The sequence below is a fragment of the Leclercia sp. M-A074-M genome, from assembly GCF_965195605.1.
In the GTDB taxonomy this organism is placed as follows: Bacteria; Pseudomonadota; Gammaproteobacteria; order Enterobacterales; family Enterobacteriaceae; genus Enterobacter.
Map to the genome: position 1 here is coordinate 139,700 of NZ_CBDAHM010000001.1, position 25,848 is coordinate 165,547.

Sequence of the window (25,848 nt, forward strand, 5' to 3'; positions counted from 1 at the left end):
TATGGCTAGCGGGTGAGATGGAGGAATGCGGCGCCGCGCATTCCTCCGGCATCGCCATGTCGCGCGCGCTCAATGCGCGGGACACGGGCAACCGGCAACAAATGACGCGGCAACCGACCGGACAACCGTTCGGCGATGGCCGTAAAGTTCGATAATCCTCCGCCGATCACCAGCAGGTCAGGATCGACAATGGTCAGGATATTCCCCAGACAGACCGCCAGCAGATCGAGATAGCGCTCAACGTGCTCTACAGCCTGTTCATCTCCCTGCTCCCACAGGGCAATGATTTCCGGAGCCTGACGTTTTTGATGATAGAAGTGTTCATAAAGCCATGCAAATCCACGGCCGGAGAGGTAGTTCTCAATGCAGCCGTGCTGGCCGCAACCGCAGCGGAGGAGCGGGAAATCACGCCCCACCACCTCCAGCGCATCCACCGGCAGGCGAATATGACCAAACTCGCCGGTGATATAGCTGCGTCCGGTCACCGGTTTGCCATTCACCACAATCCCGCCGCCGACACCGGTGCCGAGGATCAGCCCCATCACCAGGGGGTATTGCTGGAACTCATCGTCCCAGGCTTCGGAGAGGGCAAAACAGTTAGCGTCGTTGTCGAGGCGCACGTCACGCTCAAGGAGGCGGGTCAGGTCGGCGCGCAGCGGCCTACCGCTTGCCGCCGGGACGTTGGCGGCGTACAGCGTACCGTCGTCGGTTTCCGGCATCCCCGGAATGCCTATGCCCACCGTGCCCTTCACGCCGAAGCGTTCATCGGCCTGGGCCACCAGCGCGGCAATGGCGGTTAAAAATTCATCGTAGCTTTCGTGAGGAGTGGGAACCCGGGTTTCCCACTGCAATTTCAGGTTGGTATCAAATACGCCAAGGGCAATTTTGGTGCCGCCAATATCAAATCCGTAATACATAGTGCATTCCTCTTTTGACCCGGCGGCAACGCTCACCGGATCATGACGTAATTACTGGCCACTTAATACCCTCGCCGGATCAATTCGGCTTGCGCGACGCGCCGGATACCAGCTTGCCAGCAGACTCAGTAAAAGTGCTGTAACCAGCACATAAAAAACATCCAGCCAGTGTAATTCAGACGGCAGGAAGTCAATAAAATAGATATCGCCCGACAGGAACTGATGCCCGATCAGGGCCTCAAGACCGTTGATAATCGGCGTCAGCTGCAATGAAACCACCACGCCGATAACCACACCGCACAGGCTGCCCAGCAGCCCCGCCAGCAGACCATACCAGACGAAGATGGCACGAATAAGACCATCTTTTGCGCCGAGGGTGCGCAGCACCGCGATGTCGCCGCTCTTGTCTTTCACCGCCATCACCAGCGTGGAGACGATGTTAAAGCAGGCCACGCCGATCACCAGCACCATCGCCAGGTACATAATGGCGCGGATCATCTGGATATCACGATACATATACCCGTAAGTGCCGATCCAGCTCTTGATGTAGACATAGCTGTCGGTCACTTCCCCGGCGTCGCGCACCAGTTTGTTGGCGTTGAAGACGTCGTTAACCTTGATGGCGATCCCGGTGACGCTGCTGCCCATATCGAGATACTGGCGCGCATCTTCCAGCGGCACCATGGCAAAGCTGTGATCGAGCTGACCGCTTAGCTGCAAAATACCGGTCACGTGCAGACGCACGCGCTTCGGCTGCTGCAGCTTATGATCGGCGCTGGCGTTCGGGATCATGATCGACACCCAGTCGCCCTGCTTCACTTTCAGCGCGTCGGCCACCCCCTTACCGAGGATAATCTGCTGATCGCCAGCTTTAAAATTGGCCCAGGCCTCTTTCTGGATAAACTGTGGCAGCGCGCTGAGCTTCTCTTCCTGGCGCGGGTTCACCCCTTTCACCTGGATAGCGCGCAGGTTTGCGCCGCTCTCCACCAGCCCGGTGAAATTGATATAGGGCGCAGCCGCGGCAATGCCCGGCACCTTTTCCACTTTATTCAGGGCGTCGTTCCAGTTATTCCACGGCTGGTTAACCGGCTCAATTTCGCCGTGCGGCACGACTGCCAGAATGCGGTTGTTCAGCTCACGCTCAAAGCCGTTCATGGCGCTGAGGCCAACAATCAGTACCGCCACGCCCAGCGCGATACCGACGGTGGAGATGACCGAGATGAGCGACACCATGCCACTGCGGCGGCGACCCCGGCTAAAACGCAGGCCGATGAGTAACGATAACGGTGAAGCCATCAATCTGCCCCCATCAGGGTCAGTTCGGTATTCAGGCGACCGTCACGCATCTCCAGCTGGCGGGACATGCGTTTTGCCAGCTGCAAATCGTGCGTCACCACCAGGAAGGCGGTGCCCTGGGAGGCATTCAGTTCGCCGAGAAGCTGGAAGATGCTGTCGGCGTTGCGGGCATCCAGGTTACCGGTCGGTTCATCCGCCAGCACCAGGCGCGGATTATTTACCAGCGCACGGGCAATCGCCACACGCTGGCGCTCGCCGCCGGAGAGCTCGGATGGCCGATGATTACCGCGGTGGCCCAGCCCGACCGCTTTCAGCATATCGCTGGCGCGGGCGTTGATTTCAGCCGGTTTCTTTTTGCCGATCAGCAGCGGCATCGCCACGTTTTCCAGCGCCGTAAAGTCCGGCAGCAGGTGGTGGAACTGATAGATAAAGCCCAGCTCGCGGTTACGCAGATCGGCCTTCGCGCTCGAAGACATCGAACTCAGCGGCGTGCCGGAGAAGACCACATCGCCGGAGGTCGGCGTATCCAGCCCGCCAAGCAGGTGCAGCAGGGTACTTTTCCCGGAGCCGGAGGTGCCGACGATCGCCATCATCTCCCCTTCCCCGACGCTGAAGCTGACATTGTGCAGGACATCCGTCTGCACCGTGCCTTCCTGATAGCGTTTGCACAGGTTGTCGCATTGCAACAGGATCTTATTCATAACGTAAAGCCTCAGCGGGTTGGGTGGCGGCAGCGCGCCATGAAGGATAAAGCGTGGAGAGTAAGGCAACGGCCATCGCAGCCAGCGCAATGCCCACTACCTGCAGCGGCTCAATGGCCACCGGCAGTGCCGCGCCGTCGAGCAGCGCGCCGATAATCGGCATTAAATTATTGAGCTGGCTGGCAAGCAGCGTACCGAGCAACGCGCCGAGCAGCGCGCCGACAATCCCGGCGCTGGCGCCCTGCACCATAAAGACCGCCATGATCTGCCGCGGCGTCAGCCCCTGGGTTTGCAGGATCGCCACTTCGCCCTGCTTCTCCATCACCATCAGGCCCAGCGAGGTAATGATGTTAAAGGCGGCAACCGCCACAATCAGGCTCAGGAGCAGGCCCATCATGTTTTTTTCCATCCGCACGGCCTGAAACAGCTCGCCCTTACGTTCGCGCCAGTCCTGCCATTGGGTGCCTTCCGGCAGGGTTTGCTGGCTTAACACATCGACCTTCAGCGGCTCGTTGAGCCACAGACGCCAGCCGGTGATATTGCCGAGCGGGTAACGCATCAGGCGCGACGCGTCCTGGATATTGACCAGCATCTGATAGCCGTCCACTTCGCTGTTGGCGGCGAAGGTGCCGATCACATTAAACAGGCGCTGGCTCGGGAGCCGCCCCATCGGGGTAAACTGGCTGGCAGACGGCACCATCACCCGTAGCTGATCGCCGCGATTGACCCCCAGCTGTCCGGCAAGCTGTTCGCCGAGAATGACGTTGTACTGGCCGGGAGCCAGATCGCTCTGTTTGACGTTAACCAGAAACGGCGTCAGGGGATCCTTTTGCGCCGGGTCGATGCCGAGCATCACTCCGACCGCCACGCTGCGGGCGCTCTGTAGCACCACGTCACCGGAGGTGATCGGCGCCACGCGGCTTACGCCCTGGAGCTTGACGGCGCTTTGTGGCAGCTGCTGCGGATTCACCGACCCGCTGCTGGATGAGAGGATCGCCTGCGGCATCAGCCCCAGAATGTTATTTTGCAGCTCGCGCTCAAAGCCGTTCATGACGGAGAGAACCGTCACCAGCGCCATCACGCCAAGCGTAATGCCAATGGTAGAAAGCCAGGAGACGAAGCGACCGAAGCGGTCCGCGGCGCGCCCACGCATATAACGTAAGCCTATGAATAGTGCGACAGGTTGGTACATGAAATCCGTCTGTTTGCTGATAGCAGACCCACGAGTATATAAGCGAATCCGCTAAGGGTAAATGACTGAAACCGTAAGCTTTGCTTATCATTTGTCTGAAAAAGCGCGGTAAATCAGCGTAATACCCCCTTTCGTAAGACGACCTGCCCCGCGCAGGTGTTTGCAGCTTTTCTGAAAAACATCCGGATACAGACTCTTACCCATTACATCCCGCCCGCCGCGCAACACACTTACCCGCTCGATTAAGGTAATAACAGGACCCGGAACGCGATGAAACAAAAAGCACTATGGATTAACCAGATAAAAGGACTCTGCATCTGCCTGGTGGTGATTTACCACTCGGTGATCACCTTTTATCCCCATCTCGAGGCGCTGCATGCTCCCCTTTCGGTGCTGCTCGCCAAATGTTGGGTAACGTTCAATCTCTATCTCGCCCCGTTCCGCATGCCGGTGTTCTTCTTTATTTCGGGGTATCTGGTCCGGCGCTACATTGACGAGGTCGACTGGAAAACCTGCCTGGACAAACGGCTCTGGAGCATTATCTGGGTGCTGGCGCTGTGGGGAGTATTACAGTGGCAGGCGTTGACCCATCTCAATGCGTGGCTGGCGCCGGAGCGGGATCTCAATACCGCGTCGAACGCCGCCTATGCCGACTCGTTAAGCGGCTTTATCACCGGCATGCTCACTGCCAGCACCAGCCTGTGGTATCTCTACGCTCTGGTGGTCTATTTTACGCTCTGCAAGCTGCTGAGCCGCTGGCGGACGCCGCTGGTCGTGCTGCTGGCGCTCGCCAGCATCGCCATCAACTTTATGCCGCTGCCGTGGTGGGGGATGAACAGCGTGGTGCGTAATATGATCTATTACAGCCTCGGGGCCTGGTACGGCGTGCAGCTGATGGCGTGGATGCAAAGCCGGGTGTGGCGCCGTGACGCGCTGGCGGTAGCGGCGTTCGGGGCGGTCTCCGTCGTGCTGTGGTTCGTCGGGGTTCCCCTGCCGCTGTCGCTGCTGTCGATCCTGCTGATTATGGCCCTGTTCTACCGCCTGGAGCAGCGCTTCGCCGTGGGCCCTGACAATGTGCTGAACGTGGTTGGCTCCAATACCATTGCGATTTATACCACCCACCGCATTCTGATCGAAGGGGTCAGCCTGTTAATGATCCACCAGTTGAATGGCGGTACCTGGCCGGTGTGGGCAGAGCTGACGCTGGTGCTCTTCTACCCGTTTGCCAGCCTGCTGATCTGCACCCTGGTGGGGCTGGGGGCGCGTAACCTCTCCCGCGCGCTGGCCGGTGATATTTTCTTTACCCCACCCGCCCGGCTGACGCTGGTTCAGGCGACACGCTAGCGCGCCTGTGAGAGGGGGGCTTTGCGCTGCGTGCGGTTACGGTTTGCTAATGTAAAACGATCAAGGATAATAAAGACATTGTGTATCAGTGATATGCCCATACGAGATCCTGACAAAGCCATGCCTGAACAAAATCGTTTTTCCCTGCCCGTCAAAGCGGGCGACCAACGCCAGTTAGGTGAACTGACCGGGGCAGCCTGCGCCACGCTGGTGGCGGAAATTGCAGAGCGTCATCAGGGCCCGGTGGTACTGGTCGCGCCGGACATGCAAAACGCCCTGCGTCTGCATGATGAGATCCGCCAGTTCACCGATCAGCTGGTCACCAGCCTTGCCGACTGGGAGACGCTGCCTTACGACAGCTTCTCGCCGCACCAGGAGATCATCTCCTCGCGCCTCTCCACGCTGTATCAGCTGCCCTCCATGCAGCGCGGCGTGCTGATTGTGCCGGTCAATACCCTGATGCAGCGCGTCTGCCCGCACAGCTATCTGCACGGCCACGCGCTGGTGATGAAAAAAGGCCAGCGCCTCTCGAGGGACGGCCTGCGCGTGCAGCTCGACAGCGCGGGCTATCGCCATGTCGATCAGGTCATGGAGCACGGGGAGTACGCCACCCGCGGCGCGCTGCTCGACCTCTACCCTATGGGCAGTGAACAACCTTATCGTCTGGACTTTTTCGACGACGAAATCGACAGCCTGCGCCTGTTTGATGCCGATACCCAGCGCACGCTGGAGGAAGTGGAGGCCATCAACCTGCTGCCGGCCCACGAATTCCCGACCGACAAAACCGCTATTGAGCTCTTCCGCAGCCAGTGGCGCGATAAGTTTGACGTCAAGCGCGACGCCGAACATATCTACCAGCAGGTGAGCAAAGGCACCCTGCCGTCAGGGATCGAATACTGGCAGCCGCTGTTCTTCAGCGAGCCGCTGCCAGCCCTGTTCAGCTATTTCCCGGCCAACACGCTGGTGCTCAACACCGGCGATCTGGAGACCAGCGCCAGCCGTTTCGAGAGTGAAACTCGCGCCCGCTTTGAAAACCGGGGGGTTGATCCGATGCGCCCGCTGCTGGAGCCCGAGCTGCTGTGGCTGCGCACCGATGAGCTGTTCAGCGAGCTGAAACGCTGGCCGCGCATGCAGCTCAAAACCGACAGCCTGCCGGAGAAAGCTGCCAATACCAACCTGGCCTACCAGCCGCTGCCGGATCTTGCGGTGCAGGCGCAGAACAAATCGCCGCTGGATAACCTGCGTAAGTTCCTCGAATCCTTTACCGGCACGGTGATCTTCTCTGTGGAAAGCGAAGGGCGCCGTGAGGCGCTGGGCGAGCTGCTTGGCCGCATTAAGGTCGCACCGAAGCGGATCCTGCGCCTGGACGACGCCAGCGGCAACGGACGCTACCTGATGATCGGCGCCGCCGAACATGGATTTATTGATACGCTCAATAATCTGGCGCTGATCTGCGAAAGCGATCTGCTGGGTGAGCGCGTGGCGCGCCGCCGTCAGGACAGCCGCCGCACCATCAACCCGGACACGCTGATCCGCAACCTGGCGGAACTGCATCCCGGCCAGCCGATTGTCCATCTGGAGCATGGCGTAGGCCGTTACGCCGGGATGACCACCCTGGAAGCGGGCGGCATCAAGGGTGAATACCTGATGCTGCTGTACGCCAACGACGCCAAACTCTATGTGCCGGTGTCGTCCCTGCACCTGATCAGTCGCTACGCGGGCGGTGCGGAAGAGAATGCCCCGCTGCACAAGCTCGGCGGCGATGCGTGGGCGCGGGCGCGGCAAAAAGCGGCGGAGAAAGTGCGCGACGTAGCCGCGGAGCTGCTGGATATCTACGCCCAGCGCGCGGCGAAGGCGGGCTACGCCTTCAAGCATGATAAAGAGCAGTATCAGCTCTTCTGCGACAGCTTCCCGTTTGAAACCACCCCGGATCAGGCCCAGGCAATTAACGCCGTGCTGAGCGACATGTGTCAGCCGCTGGCGATGGATCGTCTGGTCTGCGGCGATGTGGGCTTCGGTAAAACCGAAGTGGCGATGCGCGCCACCTTCCTGGCGGTGGAGAATAACAAGCAGGTGGCGGTGCTGGTGCCCACCACCCTGCTGGCACAGCAGCACTACGACAACTTCCGCGACCGCTTTGCCAACTGGCCGGTGCGCATCGAGATGATGTCGCGTTTTCGCAGCGCCAAAGAGCAGGCGCAGATCCTGGAGCAGGCAAGCGAGGGCAAGATCGACATTCTGATCGGTACCCATAAACTGCTGCAGAGTGACGTGAAGTGGAAAGATCTGGGGCTCTTGATTGTCGACGAAGAGCACCGCTTCGGCGTGCGCCACAAGGAGCGCATCAAAGCGATGCGCGCCGATGTCGATATCCTGACCCTCACCGCCACGCCGATCCCGCGCACGTTAAATATGGCGATGAGCGGCATGCGCGATCTGTCGATTATCGCCACGCCGCCTGCCCGCCGTCTGGCGGTGAAGACCTTTGTCCGTGAGTACGATAACCTGGTGGTGCGCGAGGCGATCCTGCGTGAAGTGCTGCGCGGCGGCCAGGTTTATTATCTCTACAACGATGTCGAGAATATCCAGAAAGCGGCGGACCGTCTGGCGGAGCTGGTGCCGGAAGCGCGTATTGCCATCGGCCACGGGCAGATGCGCGAGCGCGAGCTGGAACGGGTGATGAACGATTTCCATCACCAGCGCTTTAACGTGCTGGTCTGCACCACCATCATCGAAACCGGTATCGATATTCCTACCGCCAATACCATCATTATTGAGCGAGCGGATCACTTCGGCCTGGCCCAGCTCCACCAGCTGCGTGGCCGTGTCGGACGTTCGCACCATCAGGCCTATGCCTGGCTGATGACCCCACACCCGAAAGCGATGACCCCCGATGCGCAGAAGCGTCTCGAAGCCATCGCCTCGCTGGAAGATCTGGGCGCCGGTTTTGCGCTGGCCACTCACGACCTGGAGATCCGCGGCGCGGGCGAACTGCTTGGGGAAGATCAGAGCGGCTCGATGGAAACCATCGGTTTCTCGCTCTACATGGAGCTGCTGGAAAACGCCGTCGATGCCCTGAAGGCGGGGCGCGAGCCGTCGCTGGAAGATCTCACCAGCCAGCAAACGGAAGTGGAACTGCGGATGCCGTCCCTGCTGCCGGATGATTTTATCCCGGACGTTAACACCCGCCTGTCGTTCTACAAACGCATCGCCAGCGCCAAAGACGAAGCCAGTCTGGAAGAGATAAAAGTGGAGCTGATTGACCGCTTTGGCCTGCTGCCGGATGCAGCGCGTAACCTGCTGGATATCGCCCGTTTACGCCAGCAGGCGCAGAAGCTCGGGATCCGCAAGCTGGAGGGGAATGAAAAAGGCGGCATGATTGAGTTTGCCGAGAAGAACCACGTCGATCCGATGTGGCTGATCGGCCTGCTGCAAAAACAGCCCCAGCACTTCCGGCTCGATGGACCAACGCGCCTGAAATTCACCCAGGATCTGGCGGAGCGCAAAACCCGCATGGACTGGGTACGTAACTTTATGCGTCAGCTTGAAGAGAATGCCGTAGCCTGACCCTGTGCCGGGCTACCATCGGGTTGCCCGGCATGATTTTCCCTGCGCAATTTACAACTCTTTGCAATCCCCCTGGACTTCCCGACACACTCATTCGCCATAATTATCAATTAACGTTCAGATAATAATAATCTTTATTGCTATGGATTCTGGTGATGATAAAAACGTCGCGTTTTACCCGTTGGATATCGGTGGTTGCGCTCCTCGCGACCGTAGCGCTTGCCCTGCCCGCCCAGGCGAATACCTGGCCCCTGCCCCCGGCGGGTAGTCGGCTGGTGGGCGAAAATCGTTTTCATGTGGTGGAAAACGATGGTGGTTCGCTGGAGGCGATTGCCAAAAAATATAACGTCGGTTTCCTGGCGCTGCTGCAGGCTAACCCGGGCGTCGATCCCTACGTCCCCCGTGCAGGCAGTGTTCTGACCATCCCGCTTCAGACCCTCCTCCCCGATGCCCCGCGGGAAGGGATTGTGATCAACCTGGCTGAACTGCGGCTCTACTATTATCCGCCGGGTAAAAACGAGGTCACGGTTTACCCCATCGGTATTGGTCAGCTGGGGGGCGATACCCTGACGCCAACCATGGTCACTACGGTGTCGGACAAACGCGCCAATCCGACCTGGACCCCAACCGCCAACATCCGCGCCCGCTATAAAGCCCAGGGTATCGATCTGCCAGCGGTGGTTCCCGCCGGACCGGATAACCCGATGGGTCATCACGCCATTCGCCTGGCGGCCTACGGTGGGGTCTATCTGCTGCACGGCACTAACGCCGATTTTGGCATCGGCATGCGCGTCAGCTCCGGCTGTATTCGCCTGCGGGACAATGACATCGAGACGTTGTTCCGTGTGGTCCAGCCCGGTACCAAAGTGAATATCATGAACACGCCGATTAAGGTGTCAGAAGAGCCTGGCGGCGTGCGCCTGGTGGAGGTACATCAGCCGCTGTCGAAAGCGCTGAATGACGATCCCCAGACCCTACCGATTGTCCTGAATGCTGCGCAGCAGGGCTTTAAAGCCAGCGCTGACGAGGTCGTTATGGAGCGCGCCATGGAAGCGCGTTCGGGTATGCCGGTAGATGTGACGCCTCACCCCGCTACCCAGGCGCTGTAGCCTTAACAGATAAAAAAACGCTCTGCACAGGCAGAGCGTTTTTTTTCGCAGTGGCATTAATGAGGGTTAAGCCATGCTTATTTGTAGATCACTGCAGTACCGTGCAGGGTGTTCGGGCCGGTTACAGAAGTAATACGGAAAGATTTCGCCCCCATTTCATCCGCTTTTTGCGCTAACTGGCTTTCAAGAGAGCTCAGGTTAGTCCCGGCGTTCGCAGAGATGGTGCCCACCTTTTGTTGATCGGCAGGGGTAGACTGAACTTCAACCGCAGCGAAGCTGGCAAATGAGAGTGAGCTGAGTACTGCAGCGGCGATGATTGTTTTTACGTTTTTCATGATAAGGACCTTTTGCAAGTGAACGGGATGTCGTAAGCATTAACTTAACGATCGATAACAAAATGATAGATGTGATCTACATCACACGTCAATTTATTTTTATAACGATCATTAAAATAATTTTAAAAGCGTTTAAATTCATATTGATATGATGAATAAATTTTTATTCATGCGGCGCTGGCTGCGGAAAGGGATTATTTTTATAATGGTCGTTCAACAATCCAACAGAGGTACAACGGCTCATGACAACCGATGACACGCGTTGCGAAAAGAAAAGCCGTGGCCGACCAAAAGTGTTCGACAGGGAAGCGGCGCTGGACAAGGCCATGACGCTGTTCTGGCAGCATGGGTATGAAGCCACATCACTGACTGACCTGGTTGCCGCGACGGGGGCGAAAGCGCCTACGCTGTATGCAGAATTTACCAATAAAGAGGGGCTGTTCCGGGCGGTGCTGGATCGCTATATCAGCCGTTTTGCCGCCCGCCATGAAGCGCAGCTGTTTTGCGAGGAGAAGCCCGTTGAACGGGCGCTGGAAGACTATTTCACCGCGGTGGCGACCTGCTTTACCAGCAAAGAGACCCCTGCGGGATGTTTTATGATTAACACGTCGGCCACGCTTGCAGCCTCTTCTGAAGAGATTGCCCATACGGTTAAATCTCGCCATGCCATGCAGGAAGAGACGCTGTGCCAGTTTTTACAGCAGCGTCAGCAGCGCGGTGAGATCCCGGCGCAGTGCGATCCGAAGAAACTTGCCCAATATCTGAGCTGCATTTTGCAGGGTATGTCCATCAGTGCCCGCGAAGGGGCTAGCCTGGAAAAACTGCTGACTGTCACCCAGATAACCCTGCGGTTATGGCCTGAACTGCTGAAAGTCTGATTTTCAGGGCGGCCTGCCGCCCTGCTCCCCCTTTTCTCGCCGCAGCTTCCGCTATACTTCGTAGAAAGATAGTTAAAAACTATCACCACGGCTTCACCGCTTGCTATGCTTAACCAGTGATTATTGATGTACTAATGATTAGTTGCATTAGTTATGGTGAAGGCGTTCTGGCTATTCACATTCAGAAGGAGAATATAATGGTTTTGCTGTTACCTTTTTTTAAGGTGTTAATAGGCATTACATTGTTATTCGGTCTCTGGGTTTTATGTGGTGGGTCAGTTTTATTTGCTTTTCTTTCCGTCCTGATAACGGGATTTATGTTACTGCGCCAGTATAATGAATTCGACCTTTGACCCCGTCACCCAGCAGCATCTCCAGGAAAGACCTTACTTCTGGCGCAAGTCGCCCCGCTGTTAAGGTCTTTTTTATGCGCAAAAAAAGCTCCCCAGCCTGAGCGAATGGGGAGCTAAATGCAGAGAACAGATTTTTTTATGCTTTGTTATTCAGTACCAGCTGGCCGTCGCCATTAAGGGGGATCTGCGTGCCGGGATCTTTATCCATACGGATCTTGCCCTGCTGATCGCCAATTTTGTAGGTTACATCGTAGCCGAGCATTTTTTCTGACTTGTCATAGACCGTCTTACAGCGCTGCTCGGTGGTGGTGTAGGTATCACGCTCCTGCAGGGCACCCTGCGCCTGGTTCCCCGCGTAACCGCCACCCAGTGCGCCCACGACCGTCGCGACATCTTTACCCCGTCCGCCGCCAAACTGATGACCAATCACCCCACCGGCCACCGCACCCAGTACAGAACCGGCAATGCGGTTTTCATCCTGTACAGGACGGCGATGCGTTACGGTCACATTGCGGCACTCCTGACGCGGTGTTTTCACCGTCTCTTTAATAGGCGTAGCCGAAACCACCTGCGCATATTGTGGGCCACGATCAAAAACATTAAGACTGGCAACTGCCGCCACACCTAATGCGGCGACCACGCCAATCCCTATACCTGCCACCATGGATTTATTCATGTGACGTTCTCCTTTGTATTGCTATTGGTAACAATTCTGCGACTAAAGGTGTGTGCAGGCAAATCAGAGAAAGGATTAAAAATGTGGGAACAAGCGCAAAATGAGCCGGTTTAGGAGGACTCTTAGACCCTGTGAGGGCGATTTACAGAACGATATGCTGAAAAAGCCCCTTCGCGAGAGCGAAGGGGCAAAGCCGTTAGTGCAGCTTAAGTCGCGGTCGGATGACGCGGTTGATGCTACCTACCAGCATCATCAGCCCGGTTTTGAAATAGCCGTGCAGCGCAATCTGGTGCATACGGTACAGCGAAATGTAGACGAAGCGGGCAATACGTCCTTCTACCATCATCGAACCGCGCATCAGGTTACCCATCAGGCTACCGACGGTGGAGAAGTTCGAGAGCGACACCAGTGAACCATGATCTTTATAGACATAGTTCTTCAGAGGCTTGCCCTTCGCCTGCGCCAGAATATTGTGCAGCGCCAGGCTGGCCATCTGGTGTGCGGCCTGGGCGCGCGGTGGCACGAACCCACCTTCCGGACGGGCACAGGAGGCGCAGTCGCCAATGGCAAAGATATCCGGGTCGCGGGTGGTTTGCAGCGTCGGCTCCACCACCAGCTGGTTAATGCGGTTGGTCTCCAGTCCGCCGATCTCTTTCATGAAATCAGGGGCTTTAATGCCTGCCGCCCAGACCATCAGATCGGCTTTGATATGTTCGCCATCTTTGGTGTTCAGACCCTGTTCATCGGCACTGGTGACCATCGTCTGAGTCAGAACACGCACGCCCAGTTTGGTCAGCTCGTTGTGCGCCGCGCCGGAGATACGCGGCGGCAGCGCAGGCAGAATACGTTCGCCCGCTTCCACCAGCGTCACGTTCAGCGCGTCGTTGGTTAAGCCTTTGTAGCCATAGCTGTGCAGCTGTTTCACCGCGTTGTGCAGCTCCGCAGAGAGCTCAACGCCCGTCGCGCCACCGCCGACGATAGCGATATTCACCTTGCCGCTTGCGCCGAGGTTATTGGAATACTTCAGGAACAGGTTCAGCATCTCCTGATGGAAACGACGCGCCTGATGCGGGTTATCCAGGAAGATGCAGTTCTCTTTCACGCCCGGCGTGTTAAAGTCGTTGGAGGTACTGCCCAGCGCCATCACCAGGGTGTCGTACGCCAGCTTGCGCTCCGGCACCAGCAGCTCGCCCTTCTCATCGCGCAGCTCTGCCAGGGTAATGGTTTTGCTTTCACGGTTGATATCCATCACCGAGCCCAGCTGGAACTGGAAACCGTGGTTGCGTGCATGCGCCAGATAGCTCAGGGCGTCAACGCCCTCATCCAGAGAACCGGTCGCCACTTCATGCAGCAGCGGTTTCCACAGGTGGCTGTGGTTGCGATCGACAAGCGTAACTTTGGCTTTTTTACCGCGTCCGAGCTTCTTACCCAGCTGCGTAGCCAGTTCCAGACCGCCAGCACCACCACCCACAATCACTATCTTTTTCAATGGCGTAGTCAACGTGACCCCCTAAATTATTAACCAATTGTTAACTAAAAGTTATGAAAATAACCTTTAATTAACAACAGGTTACATCGCTGAAACCGTTCAATGGACATGAGAATAACATGTTCGGTGCATTGGTCATACCAAAATTGATATGCATCAAGTTTTGCCGCTTAAAATTCACCCAAGCTTAGCAAAAAGAAAGCCCGGCTCACCTGCGTGGCCGGGCTTAGTTGAAAAAATGAGCCTTATCCTAAAGTCTTGAACGCTTTGATCCGCTGCAGATGAGGGGCGATATTTTTGAACTTGTGGGTCTGCTCTTCATCCCAGACAATTTCGTAGTAGTGGTGCAGCAGCTCCGCGGCTCGCGGGCTGTTCAGCGCCTCATCGTTGCGGGAGAGGATCACCAGACAGCGATCGCGGTTCTTCTCGCGAAAGTTGCTCACGCACTTGGTGGCGATATCAACATACTCTTCCGGCCGGTCGATCTTGCCTTCCATGTTCTCGTTCGGGAACAGGTTAGGGTTGAACACCACCTGGCGGATATCACACAAGAACCCTATGCGCTCCGCCCAGTAGCCTCCCAGACCGACACCACAGATCAACGGGCGCTCGTCAACGTTCAGCTGCAGCATCTTGTCCACTTCTTTCAGCAGATGCTGCATATCATGTTTCGGATGGCGCGTACTGTAGCTAATCAGCCGCACATCCGGATCGATAAACTGCAGTTGCAGGACCTTCTCGTGATTCCCGGGACTGTTCGAATCAAAACCGTGCAAATAGATGATCATCGTATCCTCGTCACACTACGCTTGTCAGGAGGGATCATTGCCCCGCTTTATGCGCTTCCCAGCGCTCATGAAGCGCTTCAAGTTGAGCATTGACGGCTTTCCAGCGTGCTGAATCCCGCAGTTCCTGACGGCTAAAAGAACCTTTATGATACAATTGTGTAACACGTTCAGCCTTGATCGGCGACAGGTTATCTAACACGCTCACTGCGCCTTTACGATTATTGCAGACCAGGATCATATCGCAACCTGCATCCAGCGATGCCTGACCGCGTTCAGCGTAGCTCCCCATGATCGCCGCCCCTTCCATCGACAGATCGTCGGAAAAAATCACGCCATTAAAACCGAGTTCCTGGCGCAGGACGGTTTTTAGCCAGTGCGGCGAGCCGCTGGCCGGACGCGGATCGACGTCGGCATAGATCACGTGCGCGGGCATGATGGCATCAAGCTTATTGTTGCTGATAAGCGATTTAAAAATCGACATATCCCTGGCGCGGATCTCCGCCTGTGGCCGTGGGTCACGCGGGGTTTCTTTGTGGGAATCTGCCGTAACGGCGCCATGACCCGGAAAGTGTTTCCCCGTGGTTTTCATCCCGGCTTCGTGCATGCCGTCGATAAAGCGGGTCGCCATTTGCAGCGCCTTCTGCGGTTCGTCATGGTATGCACGCTCACCGATGGCGGCGCTGATATGGCCGACGTCCAGCACCGGGGCAAAGCTGATATCAATATCCATGGCGATCATCTCGCTTGCCATCAGCCAGCCCGCCTCCTGCGCCAGCTTGCCCCCCTCTTCCAGCCCGAGCAGCGCGGCTAACGACTGGGCAGCGGGCAGACGGGTAAAGCCGTCGCGGAATCGCTGCACGCGGCCTCCCTCCTGATCCACCGCCACCACCAGCCGGTGACGGGAGGCCTCCCGGATCTGGCGAACCAGCTCGCGCAGCTGCGCCGGATCGTGATAATTACGCGTAAACAGGATCAAGCCGCCTACCAGCGGGTGCGCCAGAATTTCGCGCTCCTCCGCATCCAGCTCATAACCTTCTACATCCAACATGACCGGACCCACACGAACCTCTCTTATTCTGTTGTTTCTAACTGGCGCCAGATCTCATCGGCCAGCGTCATAAATTGTTTATCTTGTGATTGCTGCCAGCGTAGCTCAAACCAGCCTGCCATCAGCATCAGTACCCAGGGACGCCAGCGCTTCACCTGGCGTTGCAGCGGCGTCAGGTCAAGCTGAGCAGCATGGGCGTAAGCGGCGAGCAGCTGCTGACGCTCTGCGTCACTGTCCGTCCAGACGCTTGCCAGCTCCAGGGCCACATCTCCGTCACCCGCGTACTCCCAGTCCAGCAGCCGGATACCGGCATCCGTATGCACGATATTACCGGCATGAACGTCCATGTGCAGCGGCGCCAGCCGCAGTGGGCGCGGCTCCCCCCGTTTTTGCAGACGTTTGTGCCATCGCAGCCATAGCGGCGTGCGCCGGGTGGGCGAGGCCTGGAGCCAGTACTGCTCCAGTAGCGGCATCAGGGTGATACGCCAGCCAAACACGGGCTGTTGATGGAGATGATACAGCATCCAGGCCAGTGCGGGTGCAGCGGGCAACCTGGTTTTGACCTCCCCCGCCAGATAGTCCACCGATATCCAGCCCGGACTGTAAAAGTGCGGCTGAGGAGCAATGTCGGCGGGAAGATGGCGCAGGGCATGGTACTGACGGCGAAAATGAGCAGGCGTTGCCAGGGCATCATGACGCTGGCGTAGCACCAGACGACGCGCAGCATGCTCAATAATGCAGCTCGCGCCGCTCAACCCGGTATGGGACGGCGGCGCGACGATGCGAAACTGCGGAAAATAGCGCGACAGCAGCGTGTCGCGCGTCAGGTTACTGTTGCTGAACTGCACCTTTACCCGACCAGATAATCTCACCTGTCTGAACCAGCATCAGCTGCATTTGCAGCGCCGGGGAATTGACGTTGCCGGTTGCGCTGGAGTAAAGCACATACTGCGCGCCCACGTTACGGGCAATGCCGATGGCTTTACTGCGTGAGCCCAGGCTGTCCTGCGGGGAAAGGCCCAACTGCTGCTTGGCGACAGCAAGCTGCTGCGCAGACACCAGCGTAAATTTGCCGTTATTGGCCAGCGCATTACGCAGCGTTTCGGTCGCCTCACCAGCATTCAGGCTGCCGTTAGTGCGGTTGTTGACGCTGTCCACCAGCAGCACGCTGCCTGCGTTAACGCCCTGCGCCTGGAGCATCTTACCGACCATAGGCTGCATTGCGCCGTTCCAGTCGTAGTGACGTTCACGCGGTGCAGGCTGGGCGGGCTCTTCCTGATGCTCTATCGGACCAGGCTGCGCGGGAACGCTCGGCACGGTAGGAACAACAGGAACCGGCTGGGTTGGCTGAACCGGCTGCTCGACGCCCGGTTTGACCTCTTCCACCGGTGCTGGTGGTTGCTCAGTGCGGCTAATACAGCCCGACAGGAACAGTGCAAAAGCCGTGACAAGCGCGTAACGACCGATCTGTTTAATCAAAATTCACCCCTCAGAGATATAAATAAAGTCTGACCTTATGCGCACCCAGATAATTTGCGCTGCCATATAGCTTAACCGACGATTTTGCCGGAATGGTTACGCTGCGCGGCGCCTCAAGTGGATGCATTTCCAGGCCGCGGGCGTCATACCAGAAAAAACGGTAGTGTACGGTAACTGGCGCATCTCTTTCATTGAACAGCACAGAGGAGGCGGACGGTTGAATTTCGCTGACCGACAGCGAAGGCTGATCGGCGGTAATCCCTGCCGCCAGCACCGATGACTCCATAACCAGCGTTTGATCGTCATTAACGGGAATCGACGGTTGCGAACTGCATCCCGCCAACGCTATCACCAGCGCCGCCATCCATCCTCTTTGCATCTTAAAGACCTTTATGCGCCAGCATCGGGCCCAGCGGACGACCGCCCAGCAGATGCATATGAATGTGATAAACTTCCTGACCACCGTGGCGGTTGCAGTTCATGATCAAACGGTAACCGTCCTCGGCAATGCCTTCCTGCTCAGCAATTTTCGCTGCTACTGTCAGCATACGGCCTAATGCCAGTTCATGCTCAGTTTTCACGTCATTAACCGTCGGAATCAGAATATTAGGAATAATGAGGATGTGCGTAGGCGCCTGGGGGGAGATGTCGCGAAAAGCGGTAACCAGTTCATCCTGATAGATGATATCTGCCGGGATCTCGCGGCGGACAATTTTACTGAAAATGGTTTCTTCAGCCATGAGGTTTTCCTTATTCATTAGTCTGGCGACGAGCCCGGAAACAACCCGCCCGGTGCAGGCGCAATATTTTGTGGCAAGACTAAAGAGTATGAGCGACTTTCTCCTGTCCTTTCAACCTTATCCCACGAATTCTTTGCGTGTGCGGCCCGATTTGCTCGCGGAGTAACCACCTCCCCTCCACCCGCTCTGAAACATTATTTCACTTACCGCCGCAACATCTGTTTACAGTGATAAATCGAATGCGTATATTTCGCATTTGCATTTTCATGCGCAATTTATACCTAGAAAAATGATTTCAGTCCGTCGATACGGGACTGATGCACACCATTCACCGTTCATAAGGGTTTAATGATGTCTTTCACCATTCAATCCAGGGAAGGGCAATCCCGGTCTGTCGCAACACCTTCGTTGCTGGCAGCCTGCATTGCTATGGCATTGATGCCAACCACCGCTTTCGCCGCCTCCACCGAAGATACCGTCATTGTTGATGGTTCTTCTCAGTCGGACGCCTCCGCTGATGACAGCCAGGACTACAGCGTAAAAGCCACGTCCGTGGGCACCAAAATGCAGATGATCCAACGTGACATCCCGCAGTCGGTCACCATCGTCAGCGAACAACGTATGGAAGACCAGCAGCTTCAGACCCTGGGCGAAGTGATGGACAGCACGATGGGGATCAGCAAAAGCACGACTGACTCCGATCGCAGCAACTATTACTCCCGTGGTTTCGAAATCGACAACTACATGGTCGATGGCATCCCAACCTATTTTGAGTCGCGCTGGAATCTGGGTGATTCCCAGTCAGATATGGCGCTGTTTGAACGCGTCGAAGTCGTGCGCGGCGCCACCGGGCTGATGACCGGGACGGGTAACCCGTCGGCGGCCATCAATATGGTGCGCAAGCATGCCACAGCCGTGAATTTAAAGGCAACCTGTCTGCAGAGTACGGCAGCTGGAACAAGCAACGTTACGTGATGGACATGCAAAGTCCACTGACGGAAGATGGCAACCTACGGGCGCGTATTGTGGCGGGTTATCAGGACAGCGACTCCTGGCTCGACAACTACAATCAGAAGCGCACCTTCTTCTCCGGGATCCTGGACGCGGACCTGGCCACCAGCACTTCACTGTCGGCAGGCTACGAATACCAGCGTATCGACATCAATAACCAGACGTGGGGTGGTTTGCCGCGCTGGAACACCGATGGCAGCGTCAGACATTACGATCGCGCGCACAGCACCTCACCTGACTGGGCTTACAACGACAAAGAGTTCAACAAGGTCTTCTTCACGCTGAAGCAGCGCTTTGCCGACAACTGGCAGGCCACGTTGAATGCGACCCATACCGAGGCGAAATTCGACAGTAAAGCGATGTATCTCGATGCTTACGTCAATAAAAGCACCGGTATGCTGGAAGGCCCTTACGTGAACTACGGTCCGGACTACGGCTACATTGGCGGCACCGGCTGGAACAGCGGCAAGCGTAAAGTAGACGCAGTGGATCTCTTCGCTGACGGCGGCTACGAGCTATTGGGTCGCCAGCACACCATGATGATCGGCGGCAGCTTCAGCCGTCAGACGAACCGCTACACTAACTCGTGGGCCAACGTCTACCCGGAGGAGTTCGGCAGTTTCTACGACTACAACGGTTACTTCCCGGAAACCAACTGGGGATCGCAGTCGCTGGCCCAGGATGACACCACGAATATGAAATCGCTGTACGCCGCGACGCGCATTTCCCTGGCCGATCCTCTGCATTTAATTCTTGGCGCCCGTTATACCAACTGGAGCATTGAAACCCTGACCTACGGCATGGAGAAGAACCATACCACCCCTTATGCCGGTCTGGTCTACGACATCAATGACAACTGGTCAGCCTACGCCAGCTATACCTCTATCTTCCAGCCGCAGAACTACCGCGACAGCTCGGGCAAGTATCTTGATCCGATCACCGGGAATAACTACGAAGCGGGCCTGAAATCTGACTGGATGAACAGCCGTCTGACCACCACGCTCTCTGTCTTCCGCATTGAGCAGGATAATCTGGGCCAAAGCACCGGCCGGACGATTCAGGGATCAACGGATACAGCTTACGAGAGCGTAGACGGTACCGTGAGTAAAGGCGTGGAGTTTGAAATCAACGGCGCGCTGACCGATAACTGGCAGATGACCTTTGGCGCAACGCGTTACGTGGCGGAAGATAACGATGGCAAGGCGGTAAACCCGCAACTGCCGCGGACCACGGTGAAACTCTTCACCAGCTACCGCCTGCCGGCGATGCCTGAGCTGACCGTTGGCGGCGGCGTTAACTGGCAAAACAGCGTCTACACCTATCAGGACACCCCTTATGGCACCTGGCGTGCATCGCAGGGCAGCTATGCGCTGGTGGATCTCTTTACCCGTTATCAGGTCACAAAGAACTTCTCCCTGCAGGGTAATGTGAATAACCTCTTTGATAAGACATACGACACTAACATTGAGGGCGAAATTGTCTATGGCGAACCGCGTAACGTGAGCCTGACCGCAAGCTATCAGTTCTGATAAAGCATGCAGCGTCTAAGGGAGCCAAATGGCTCCCTTTTTTGTGCGCGCTGTTCGCCGGGTGGCGGCTGCGCCTTACCCGGCCTACGGTTCGTGCGGTTGTTGCCTTTGTAGGCCGGGTAAGTGTAGCGCCACCCGGCATGCCACAAACTACAGATATAAAAAAGGCAGCCATTCGGCTGCCTTAGTCTCCCCAGGTCACAACTTAGTTGCTGCGGATGTACTCATCCATTTCGGTTTTCAGGTTATCGGATTTAGTACCGAAGATAGCCTGTACACCGGAACCTGCAACAACTACGCCAGCTGCGCCCAGTTTTTTCAGACCCGGCTGGTCAACTTTCGCAACATCGGCAACGCTAACACGCAGACGAGTGATACATGCGTCCAGGTTAGTGATGTTCTCTTTACCGCCGAAGGCTGCAACCAGTGCCGGAGCCATTTCGCTGGTCGCACCCGCTTTGCTGTCTTCTGTTGCATCTTCACGACCTGGTGTTTTCAGGTCCAGCGCTTTGATCAGCACACGGAAGATGGTGTAGTACAGCACCGCGTAGCCCGCACCAACGATTGGGAACAGCCACAGTTTGCTGCTGTTACCGGACAGGACGATAAAGTCGATCAGACCGTGCGAGAAGGAAGTACCGTCACGCATACCCAGCAGGATACAGATTGGGAACGCCAGGCCAGCCAGAATCGCGTGGATAATGTACAGGATCGGCGCAACGAACATGAAGGAGAACTCGATCGGCTCGGTGATACCGGTCAGGAACGAGGTCAGCGCTGCGGAGATCATGATACCGCCCACTTTTGCACGGTTCTCTGGTTTAGCAGAGTGCCAGATTGCAATCGCAGCAGCCGGCAGGCCGTACATTTTGAACAGGAAGCCGCCAGACAGTTTGCCTGCGGTTGGGTCGCCTGCCATGTAGCGTGGGATATCGCCGTGGAAGACCTGACCCGCAGCGTTGGTGAATTCGCCGATCTGCATCTGGAAAGGAACGTTCCAGATGTGGTGCAGACCAAACGGCACCAGGCAACGCTCGATGAAGCCGTAGATACCAAACGCCACAACCGGGTTCTGGTAAGCCGCCCACTGAGAGAAGGTCTGGATAGCGGAACCAATCGGTGGCCAGATGAAGGAGAGGATCACACCCGTGAAGATCGCCGCCAGGCCAGAGATGATTGGAACAAAACGCTTACCGGCAAAGAAGCCCAGATACTCAGGGAGCTTGATGCGATAGAAGCGGTTAAACATATACGCCGCAATAGCACCCGAGATGATACCGCCCAGAACCCCGGTGTCAGCCAGGTGTTTAGCAGCGATCTCTTCCGGTGGTAAGTGCAGCACCAGAGGTGCAACCACAGCCATGGTTTTAACCATGATGCCGTAGGCAACGACAGAGGCCAGCGCAGATACGCCGTCGTTATTGGTGAAGCCAAGCGCAACGCCGATGGCGAAGATCAGTGGCATATTAGCAAAAACAGAACCGCCTGCTTCCGCCATCACATGAGAAACTACGGCTGGCAGCCAGCTGAAGTTTGCAGAACCGACGCCCAGCAGAATACCTGCGATAGGCAGTACGGATACCGGCAGCATCAGCGATTTACCGACCTTCTGCAGGTTAGCAAATGCATTCTTAAACATAATTGAGAGTGCTCCTGAGTATTTGTGCTTTTTTTACGTTTTCACGCATTGGCCCGGGGGGAGAACCGTGCCGTGGACAGGACATCTAAGCGCCCTTTATTTATTACGCAGAGTAAAATAAATCTGCGGATCTTTGTTTGACGGCTATCACGTTTCAGCGTTCGTTACCTGAAAAACTTTCAGATTTTTACAAAATAGATGTCTAAATGTTACCAGAAACGCATTCACCGCCCCTGTTTGGGCGGTGAACTTTACTCGCTTTAGCTATTAATTACGAGCCCAAAAAAAACTGACGAATCATACTGATTGCAGGCGGGAGGGGTCAATGTGAAACAGACTGGCGAAGTTATGAGTGGTAATGCGTGCCAGTTCTTCAACATCGACGCCTTTCAAAACGGCCATATACTCGGCCACATCCCGTACCATCGCGGGTTGGTTCTCTTTACCGCGGTGCGGTACCGGTGCCAGATAAGGGGAATCTGTCTCCACCAGCAGGCGATCGAGCGGGACGTATCGCGCAGCGTCGCGAAGCTGCTCTGCGTTACGGAACGTCACGATCCCGGAAAACGAGATATAAAAACCCAAATCCAGCAGTTTGCCCGCTGTTTCTCTGTCTTCAGTGAAACAGTGTAGTACGCCACCACAATCCGTCACCTTTTCTTCTGACAGGATCGCCAGCGTATCGGCACGGGCATCGCGGGTGTGGACAATCACTGGCTTGTTCAGCTCCCGGCCAATACGGATATGATCGCGGAATGATTCCTGCTGACGGGCTTTCGTTTCCGGAGTGTAAAAATAGTCCAGCCCGGTTTCACCCATCGCGACGACGCCCTCTTCCGCCGCCAGACGGCGTAAATCCTCGACGTCATAGGCCTCATCCTGGTTCAGCGGATGCACGCCGCAGGAGAAAACGACATTGTCGCGCACGCCCACCAGCTCACGCATGGTGCGGTAGCCCGGTAACGTCGTGGCGACCGCCAGACAAAATTTCACATCGCGGGCTGCGGCTTTTTCCAGCACGTCATCGACGTTTTTATGCAGGGATTGATAATCCAGGCCATCAAGATGGCAGTGTGAGTCGACTAAAAACATAATGTCTCTCTCAGAGATGGGATACAGGCAGCGTTGTGCCCGGTTGCAGGTAATGCTCGATAGTGAGTAACAGGTCGGTCAGCACAAGCTCCCGATTCAGCCCCGTTACGCTGAGTAATTGTTCGCGACACTGGCATACGTCATGAAGGATAGCCCGTAATGCCACTCCTGGCAGGCGCCGGGCGAGGCTGTTTACCAGCTGCCAGGCATCGGCATTGCTGATCAAGGTCGCCCCCTGCTGAATTTTAAGGGCATCCAGCAACAATGCCGCCAGCCAGTGCAGACGATCGGGCGCCTGTTCATGATTGAGCACCGGCAGCAGACTCATCCAGTCACCACTGTCAGGTACAGCCCCAAGCGCCTGGCAAAGCTGTTCGCGTTGTACCCAGACGTTGGGCTGCAACAGCGCCAGCGCGGCTGCAGGCGCGCCGCCGCACAAACGCAGCGCGCTGAGCGCAGCTTCTTGTGACGTTGTCACTTCTCGCGCAAGCCAGCTGATAGCCCACGCCTCCTGCGGCACGTTGAGATGATGCAAGCGACAGCGGCTTCGGAGAGTCGCCAGCAACCGTCCGGGCTCACGGCAGGCCATCAGGAACCAGGTATTCTCCGGCGGCTCTTCCAGGGTTTTTAACAGCGCGTTGGCCGCAGCTTCGGTCAGCTGGGCGGCATCCTTGACCCAGACCACTTTCGCCCCGCCAAGCCGCGCGCGCTCGTAGAGCTTCTCGCTGACCGCGCGAACCGCATCAATACCCAGCGTCGTTTTGCCCTTCTCTGGCTCAAGCGCGTAATAATCCGGGTGCGTCTGCGCCTGCATCAACTGACAGCCGCGGCACTGGCCACAGCTTTTATGCCCCTGGGGTTGCTGGCACATCAGAAAACGGCTGATAGCGTAGATCAGCGCATCATCGCCCATTCCCGGCAGCGACTGGATCAGTAACGCATGATGCCCCCGACCGGACTGATAGCTGTTCACCAGCTGTTCTAAGTGCGGGCGCAACCATGGATACCATTTCATGCCTGTTGTTCCTTCAGCCAGTCGGTGACCGTTTTACGAATGGCGTCCATCACCGCTTCCAGTGGCTGGGTGGCGTCGATGGTGCGGATGGTGCTGTCCTGCGCGGCCAGCTCAAGATAGCGGGCGCGGGTACGGTTGAAGAAGTCCAGCGACTCCTGCTCAATACGATCCAGTTCGCCACGGGCGCGGGCGCGCTTCAGGCCCACTTCTGGCGTCACGTCGAGATAGAGCGTCAGGTTCGGGCGGAAATCCCCCAGCACCGCATCGCGCAGCGTGGCGAGCATCGTCTGGTCAATGCCGCGGCCACCGCCCTGGTAAGCCTGGGTGGAGAGATCGTGGCGGTCGCCGATGACCCAGCACCCACGCGCCAGCGCAGGTTTGATGACGGTTTCGACCAGCTGGACACGCGCGGCGTAGAACATCATGACTTCGGCTTTATCCGTAATGACTTCATCGCCGACCGATTTAATGTCCAGCACCAGACTACGCAGTTTTTCCGCCAGCTGTGTGCCGCCCGGTTCGCGGGTGAAGATCATCTCTTCGATGCCGCACTGTTTTAGCGTCTCGACGACCGTATCGCGTGCGGTGGTTTTCCCGGCGCCTTCCAGCCCCTCAATGACGATGTAGTTACTGCGCATTTTTTTCCTTAAGTGCCTTCAGATAGTCCTGGACCGAACGATTATGACCGGCAAGATTGGTGTTAAAAGTATGTCCACCCTTTCCGTCAGCGACGAAATAGAGATACGGCGTTTTGGCCGGATGCGCGGCGGCATTCAGCGATGCCTGACCCGGCGTGGCGATCGGCCCCGGGGGTAATCCGCTAATGACATAGGTATTATAATCCGTTGGGGTTTCGAGATCTTTACGCGAAATGTTGCCCTTGTAGTTCTCACCCATCCCGTAAATCACCGTAGGGTCAGTCTGCAGCCGCATACCGATACGCAGACGATTGATAAACACAGAGGCCACCTGATCGCGTTCGCTGGCGACCGCCGTCTCTTTCTCGACGATAGAGGCCATGGTCACGAACTGGTTCTGATCTTTATACGGCAGGTTTTCCATCCGCCCTTCCCAGGCTTTATCCACGGCTGCAACCATCTTTTTATGCGCACGCTGCAAGAGTGCTACATCGGTGGTGCCCGCGGTGTACATCCAGGTATCGGGCCAGAACCAACCCTCTATCCTGTCAGGATGCTCAAATTTCAGGGCCTCGGCGACGGCGGCATAGCTGTCGTCCGGCAACGTATGCTTGATGTAGGGCGCATCGCGCAGCTGCTTCAGGTAGTCGCTAAGACGCATCCCTTCGACAAAACGCAGCGGGAACTGCGCCTCTTTACCGCTTTCAAGCAGCTCCAGCATCTCCTTCACAGTCATTCCTGGCGTAAAGCGGTACGTACCGGCTTTAAAATGCGACAGCTCCGGCTGCACGCGTAATAACCACTGGAATACCCGCGGGCGGTTAATGATCTTGTCGCCGTACAGCTGCTCACCCAGCGCCAGCCGTCCGGTACCGGGTTTCAGGGTAAATACCGTCTCGTCGGCGATCAGGATTTTGCTCTCCGCCAGCTGGCGAACTTTCCACATCCCCACGCCAGCGGCAATGCCCAGCACGACAACGACGAGGAGAATAAAGCGCAACATTTTCTTCAT

General features: G+C 56.8%; 22 protein-coding genes and 1 pseudogene. 5 read left to right on the plus strand and 18 right to left on the minus strand.

The window, feature by feature from the left end; translation table 11 throughout:
- Positions 1-5: 5 nt before the first annotated feature.
- From nagK to lolC, 4 genes are read right to left on the minus strand one after another with little or no spacing between them, the layout of a single operon-like run.
- The gene (gene nagK, locus ACOKCT_RS00780; protein ID WP_103179119.1) at positions 6-917 is read right to left on the minus strand and encodes an N-acetylglucosamine kinase; all 912 of its coding nucleotides are present in this window, start codon (positions 915-917) and stop codon (positions 6-8) included.
- A 51-nt stretch (positions 918-968) separates the two neighbouring features.
- Entirely contained in the window at positions 969-2,213 is a 1,245-nt protein-coding gene (lolE, locus tag ACOKCT_RS00785; protein ID WP_156654291.1) for a lipoprotein-releasing ABC transporter permease subunit LolE, read from the minus strand.
- Entirely contained in the window at positions 2,213-2,914 is a 702-nt protein-coding gene (lolD, locus tag ACOKCT_RS00790) for a lipoprotein-releasing ABC transporter ATP-binding protein LolD (RefSeq protein ID WP_103179117.1), read from the minus strand. Before lolD ends, lolE begins: the two co-directional genes overlap by 1 nt.
- Positions 2,907-4,106 (minus strand): lipoprotein-releasing ABC transporter permease subunit LolC, encoded by a 1,200-nt coding sequence (gene lolC / locus ACOKCT_RS00795; protein ID WP_103179116.1) that lies wholly within the window; start codon positions 4,104-4,106, stop codon positions 2,907-2,909. The genes lolD and lolC overlap by 8 nt, the downstream gene beginning before the upstream one ends.
- 270 nt (positions 4,107-4,376) lie before the next feature.
- Between lolC and ACOKCT_RS00800 the strand changes: the two genes are divergently transcribed.
- From ACOKCT_RS00800 to ldtC, 3 genes are all read left to right on the plus strand, one after another.
- Entirely contained in the window at positions 4,377-5,450 is a 1,074-nt protein-coding gene (locus ACOKCT_RS00800; RefSeq protein ID WP_159339142.1) for an acyltransferase family protein, read from the plus strand.
- Between the two features lie 120 nt (positions 5,451-5,570).
- Complete coding sequence (mfd, locus tag ACOKCT_RS00805) at positions 5,571-9,017, plus strand: transcription-repair coupling factor (protein WP_420193069.1); 3,447 nt, start codon at positions 5,571-5,573, stop codon at positions 9,015-9,017.
- 152 nt (positions 9,018-9,169) lie between these two features.
- On the plus strand, positions 9,170-10,126 hold the full coding sequence (ldtC, locus tag ACOKCT_RS00810; protein ID WP_139156332.1) for a L,D-transpeptidase LdtC: 957 nt from the start codon (positions 9,170-9,172) through the stop codon (positions 10,124-10,126).
- Positions 10,127-10,203: 77 nt separating this feature from the next.
- On the opposite strand, the gene bhsA is transcribed toward ldtC, so the two are convergent.
- Positions 10,204-10,461: a multiple stress resistance protein BhsA gene (bhsA, locus tag ACOKCT_RS00815; RefSeq protein WP_103179112.1), complete on the minus strand. Its 258-nt coding sequence runs from the start codon at positions 10,459-10,461 to the stop codon at positions 10,204-10,206.
- 242 nt (positions 10,462-10,703) lie between these two features.
- Between bhsA and ACOKCT_RS00820 the strand changes: the two genes are divergently transcribed.
- Complete coding sequence (locus ACOKCT_RS00820; RefSeq protein ID WP_103179111.1) at positions 10,704-11,339, plus strand: TetR/AcrR family transcriptional regulator; 636 nt, start codon at positions 10,704-10,706, stop codon at positions 11,337-11,339.
- A 489-nt stretch (positions 11,340-11,828) separates the two neighbouring features.
- Here ACOKCT_RS00820 and ACOKCT_RS00825 read toward each other — a convergent pair whose 3' ends face one another.
- The 8 genes from ACOKCT_RS00825 to hinT form a co-directional block, all read right to left on the minus strand.
- Complete coding sequence (locus tag ACOKCT_RS00825) at positions 11,829-12,368, minus strand: glycine zipper 2TM domain-containing protein (protein WP_103179110.1); 540 nt, start codon at positions 12,366-12,368, stop codon at positions 11,829-11,831.
- Positions 12,369-12,564: 196 nt separating this feature from the next.
- Entirely contained in the window at positions 12,565-13,869 is a 1,305-nt protein-coding gene (locus ACOKCT_RS00830) for an NAD(P)/FAD-dependent oxidoreductase (protein ID WP_103179109.1), read from the minus strand.
- Positions 13,870-14,102: 233 nt separating this feature from the next.
- Complete coding sequence (gene ycfP / locus ACOKCT_RS00835) at positions 14,103-14,645, minus strand: alpha/beta hydrolase YcfP (protein WP_103179108.1); 543 nt, start codon at positions 14,643-14,645, stop codon at positions 14,103-14,105.
- Between the two features lie 34 nt (positions 14,646-14,679).
- Positions 14,680-15,705 carry a beta-N-acetylhexosaminidase gene (gene nagZ, locus ACOKCT_RS00840; RefSeq protein WP_420193070.1) on the minus strand — a complete coding sequence of 342 codons (1,026 nt, stop codon included), beginning with the start codon at positions 15,703-15,705 and terminating at the stop codon, positions 14,680-14,682.
- 11 nt (positions 15,706-15,716) lie between these two features.
- Positions 15,717-16,541 carry a thiamine kinase gene (thiK, locus tag ACOKCT_RS00845; protein WP_420193172.1) on the minus strand — a complete coding sequence of 275 codons (825 nt, stop codon included), beginning with the start codon at positions 16,539-16,541 and terminating at the stop codon, positions 15,717-15,719.
- Positions 16,522-17,172 (minus strand): penicillin-binding protein activator LpoB, encoded by a 651-nt coding sequence (lpoB, locus tag ACOKCT_RS00850; protein ID WP_103179105.1) that lies wholly within the window; start codon positions 17,170-17,172, stop codon positions 16,522-16,524. Before lpoB ends, thiK begins: the two co-directional genes overlap by 20 nt.
- A gap of 10 nt (positions 17,173-17,182) precedes the next feature.
- Positions 17,183-17,551, minus strand: coding sequence for a YcfL family protein (locus ACOKCT_RS00855; protein WP_103179104.1), 369 nt, complete (start codon positions 17,549-17,551; stop codon positions 17,183-17,185).
- Position 17,552: 1 nt separating this feature from the next.
- The gene (hinT, locus tag ACOKCT_RS00860) at positions 17,553-17,912 is read right to left on the minus strand and encodes a purine nucleoside phosphoramidase (protein WP_139156331.1); all 360 of its coding nucleotides are present in this window, start codon (positions 17,910-17,912) and stop codon (positions 17,553-17,555) included.
- 351 nt (positions 17,913-18,263) lie between these two features.
- On the opposite strand from hinT, the pseudogene fhuE reads away from it, so the two are divergent.
- Positions 18,264-20,452 (plus strand): annotated as a pseudogene (gene fhuE, locus ACOKCT_RS00865) (ferric-rhodotorulic acid/ferric-coprogen receptor FhuE).
- Positions 20,453-20,657: 205 nt separating this feature from the next.
- On the opposite strand, the gene ptsG reads toward fhuE, so the two are convergent.
- From ptsG to yceG, 5 genes are all read right to left on the minus strand, one after another.
- The gene (gene ptsG / locus ACOKCT_RS00870) at positions 20,658-22,091 is read right to left on the minus strand and encodes a PTS glucose transporter subunit IIBC (RefSeq protein WP_156654285.1); all 1,434 of its coding nucleotides are present in this window, start codon (positions 22,089-22,091) and stop codon (positions 20,658-20,660) included.
- A gap of 297 nt (positions 22,092-22,388) precedes the next feature.
- Positions 22,389-23,183 (minus strand): metal-dependent hydrolase, encoded by a 795-nt coding sequence (locus ACOKCT_RS00875; protein ID WP_103179099.1) that lies wholly within the window; start codon positions 23,181-23,183, stop codon positions 22,389-22,391.
- A 10-nt stretch (positions 23,184-23,193) separates the two neighbouring features.
- Entirely contained in the window at positions 23,194-24,198 is a 1,005-nt protein-coding gene (holB, locus tag ACOKCT_RS00880) for a DNA polymerase III subunit delta' (protein WP_159339145.1), read from the minus strand.
- Complete coding sequence (gene tmk / locus ACOKCT_RS00885; protein WP_156654283.1) at positions 24,195-24,836, minus strand: dTMP kinase; 642 nt, start codon at positions 24,834-24,836, stop codon at positions 24,195-24,197. The genes holB and tmk overlap by 4 nt, the downstream gene beginning before the upstream one ends.
- Positions 24,826-25,848, minus strand: coding sequence for a cell division protein YceG (yceG, locus tag ACOKCT_RS00890; protein WP_103179096.1), 1,023 nt, complete (start codon positions 25,846-25,848; stop codon positions 24,826-24,828). The genes tmk and yceG overlap by 11 nt, the downstream gene beginning before the upstream one ends.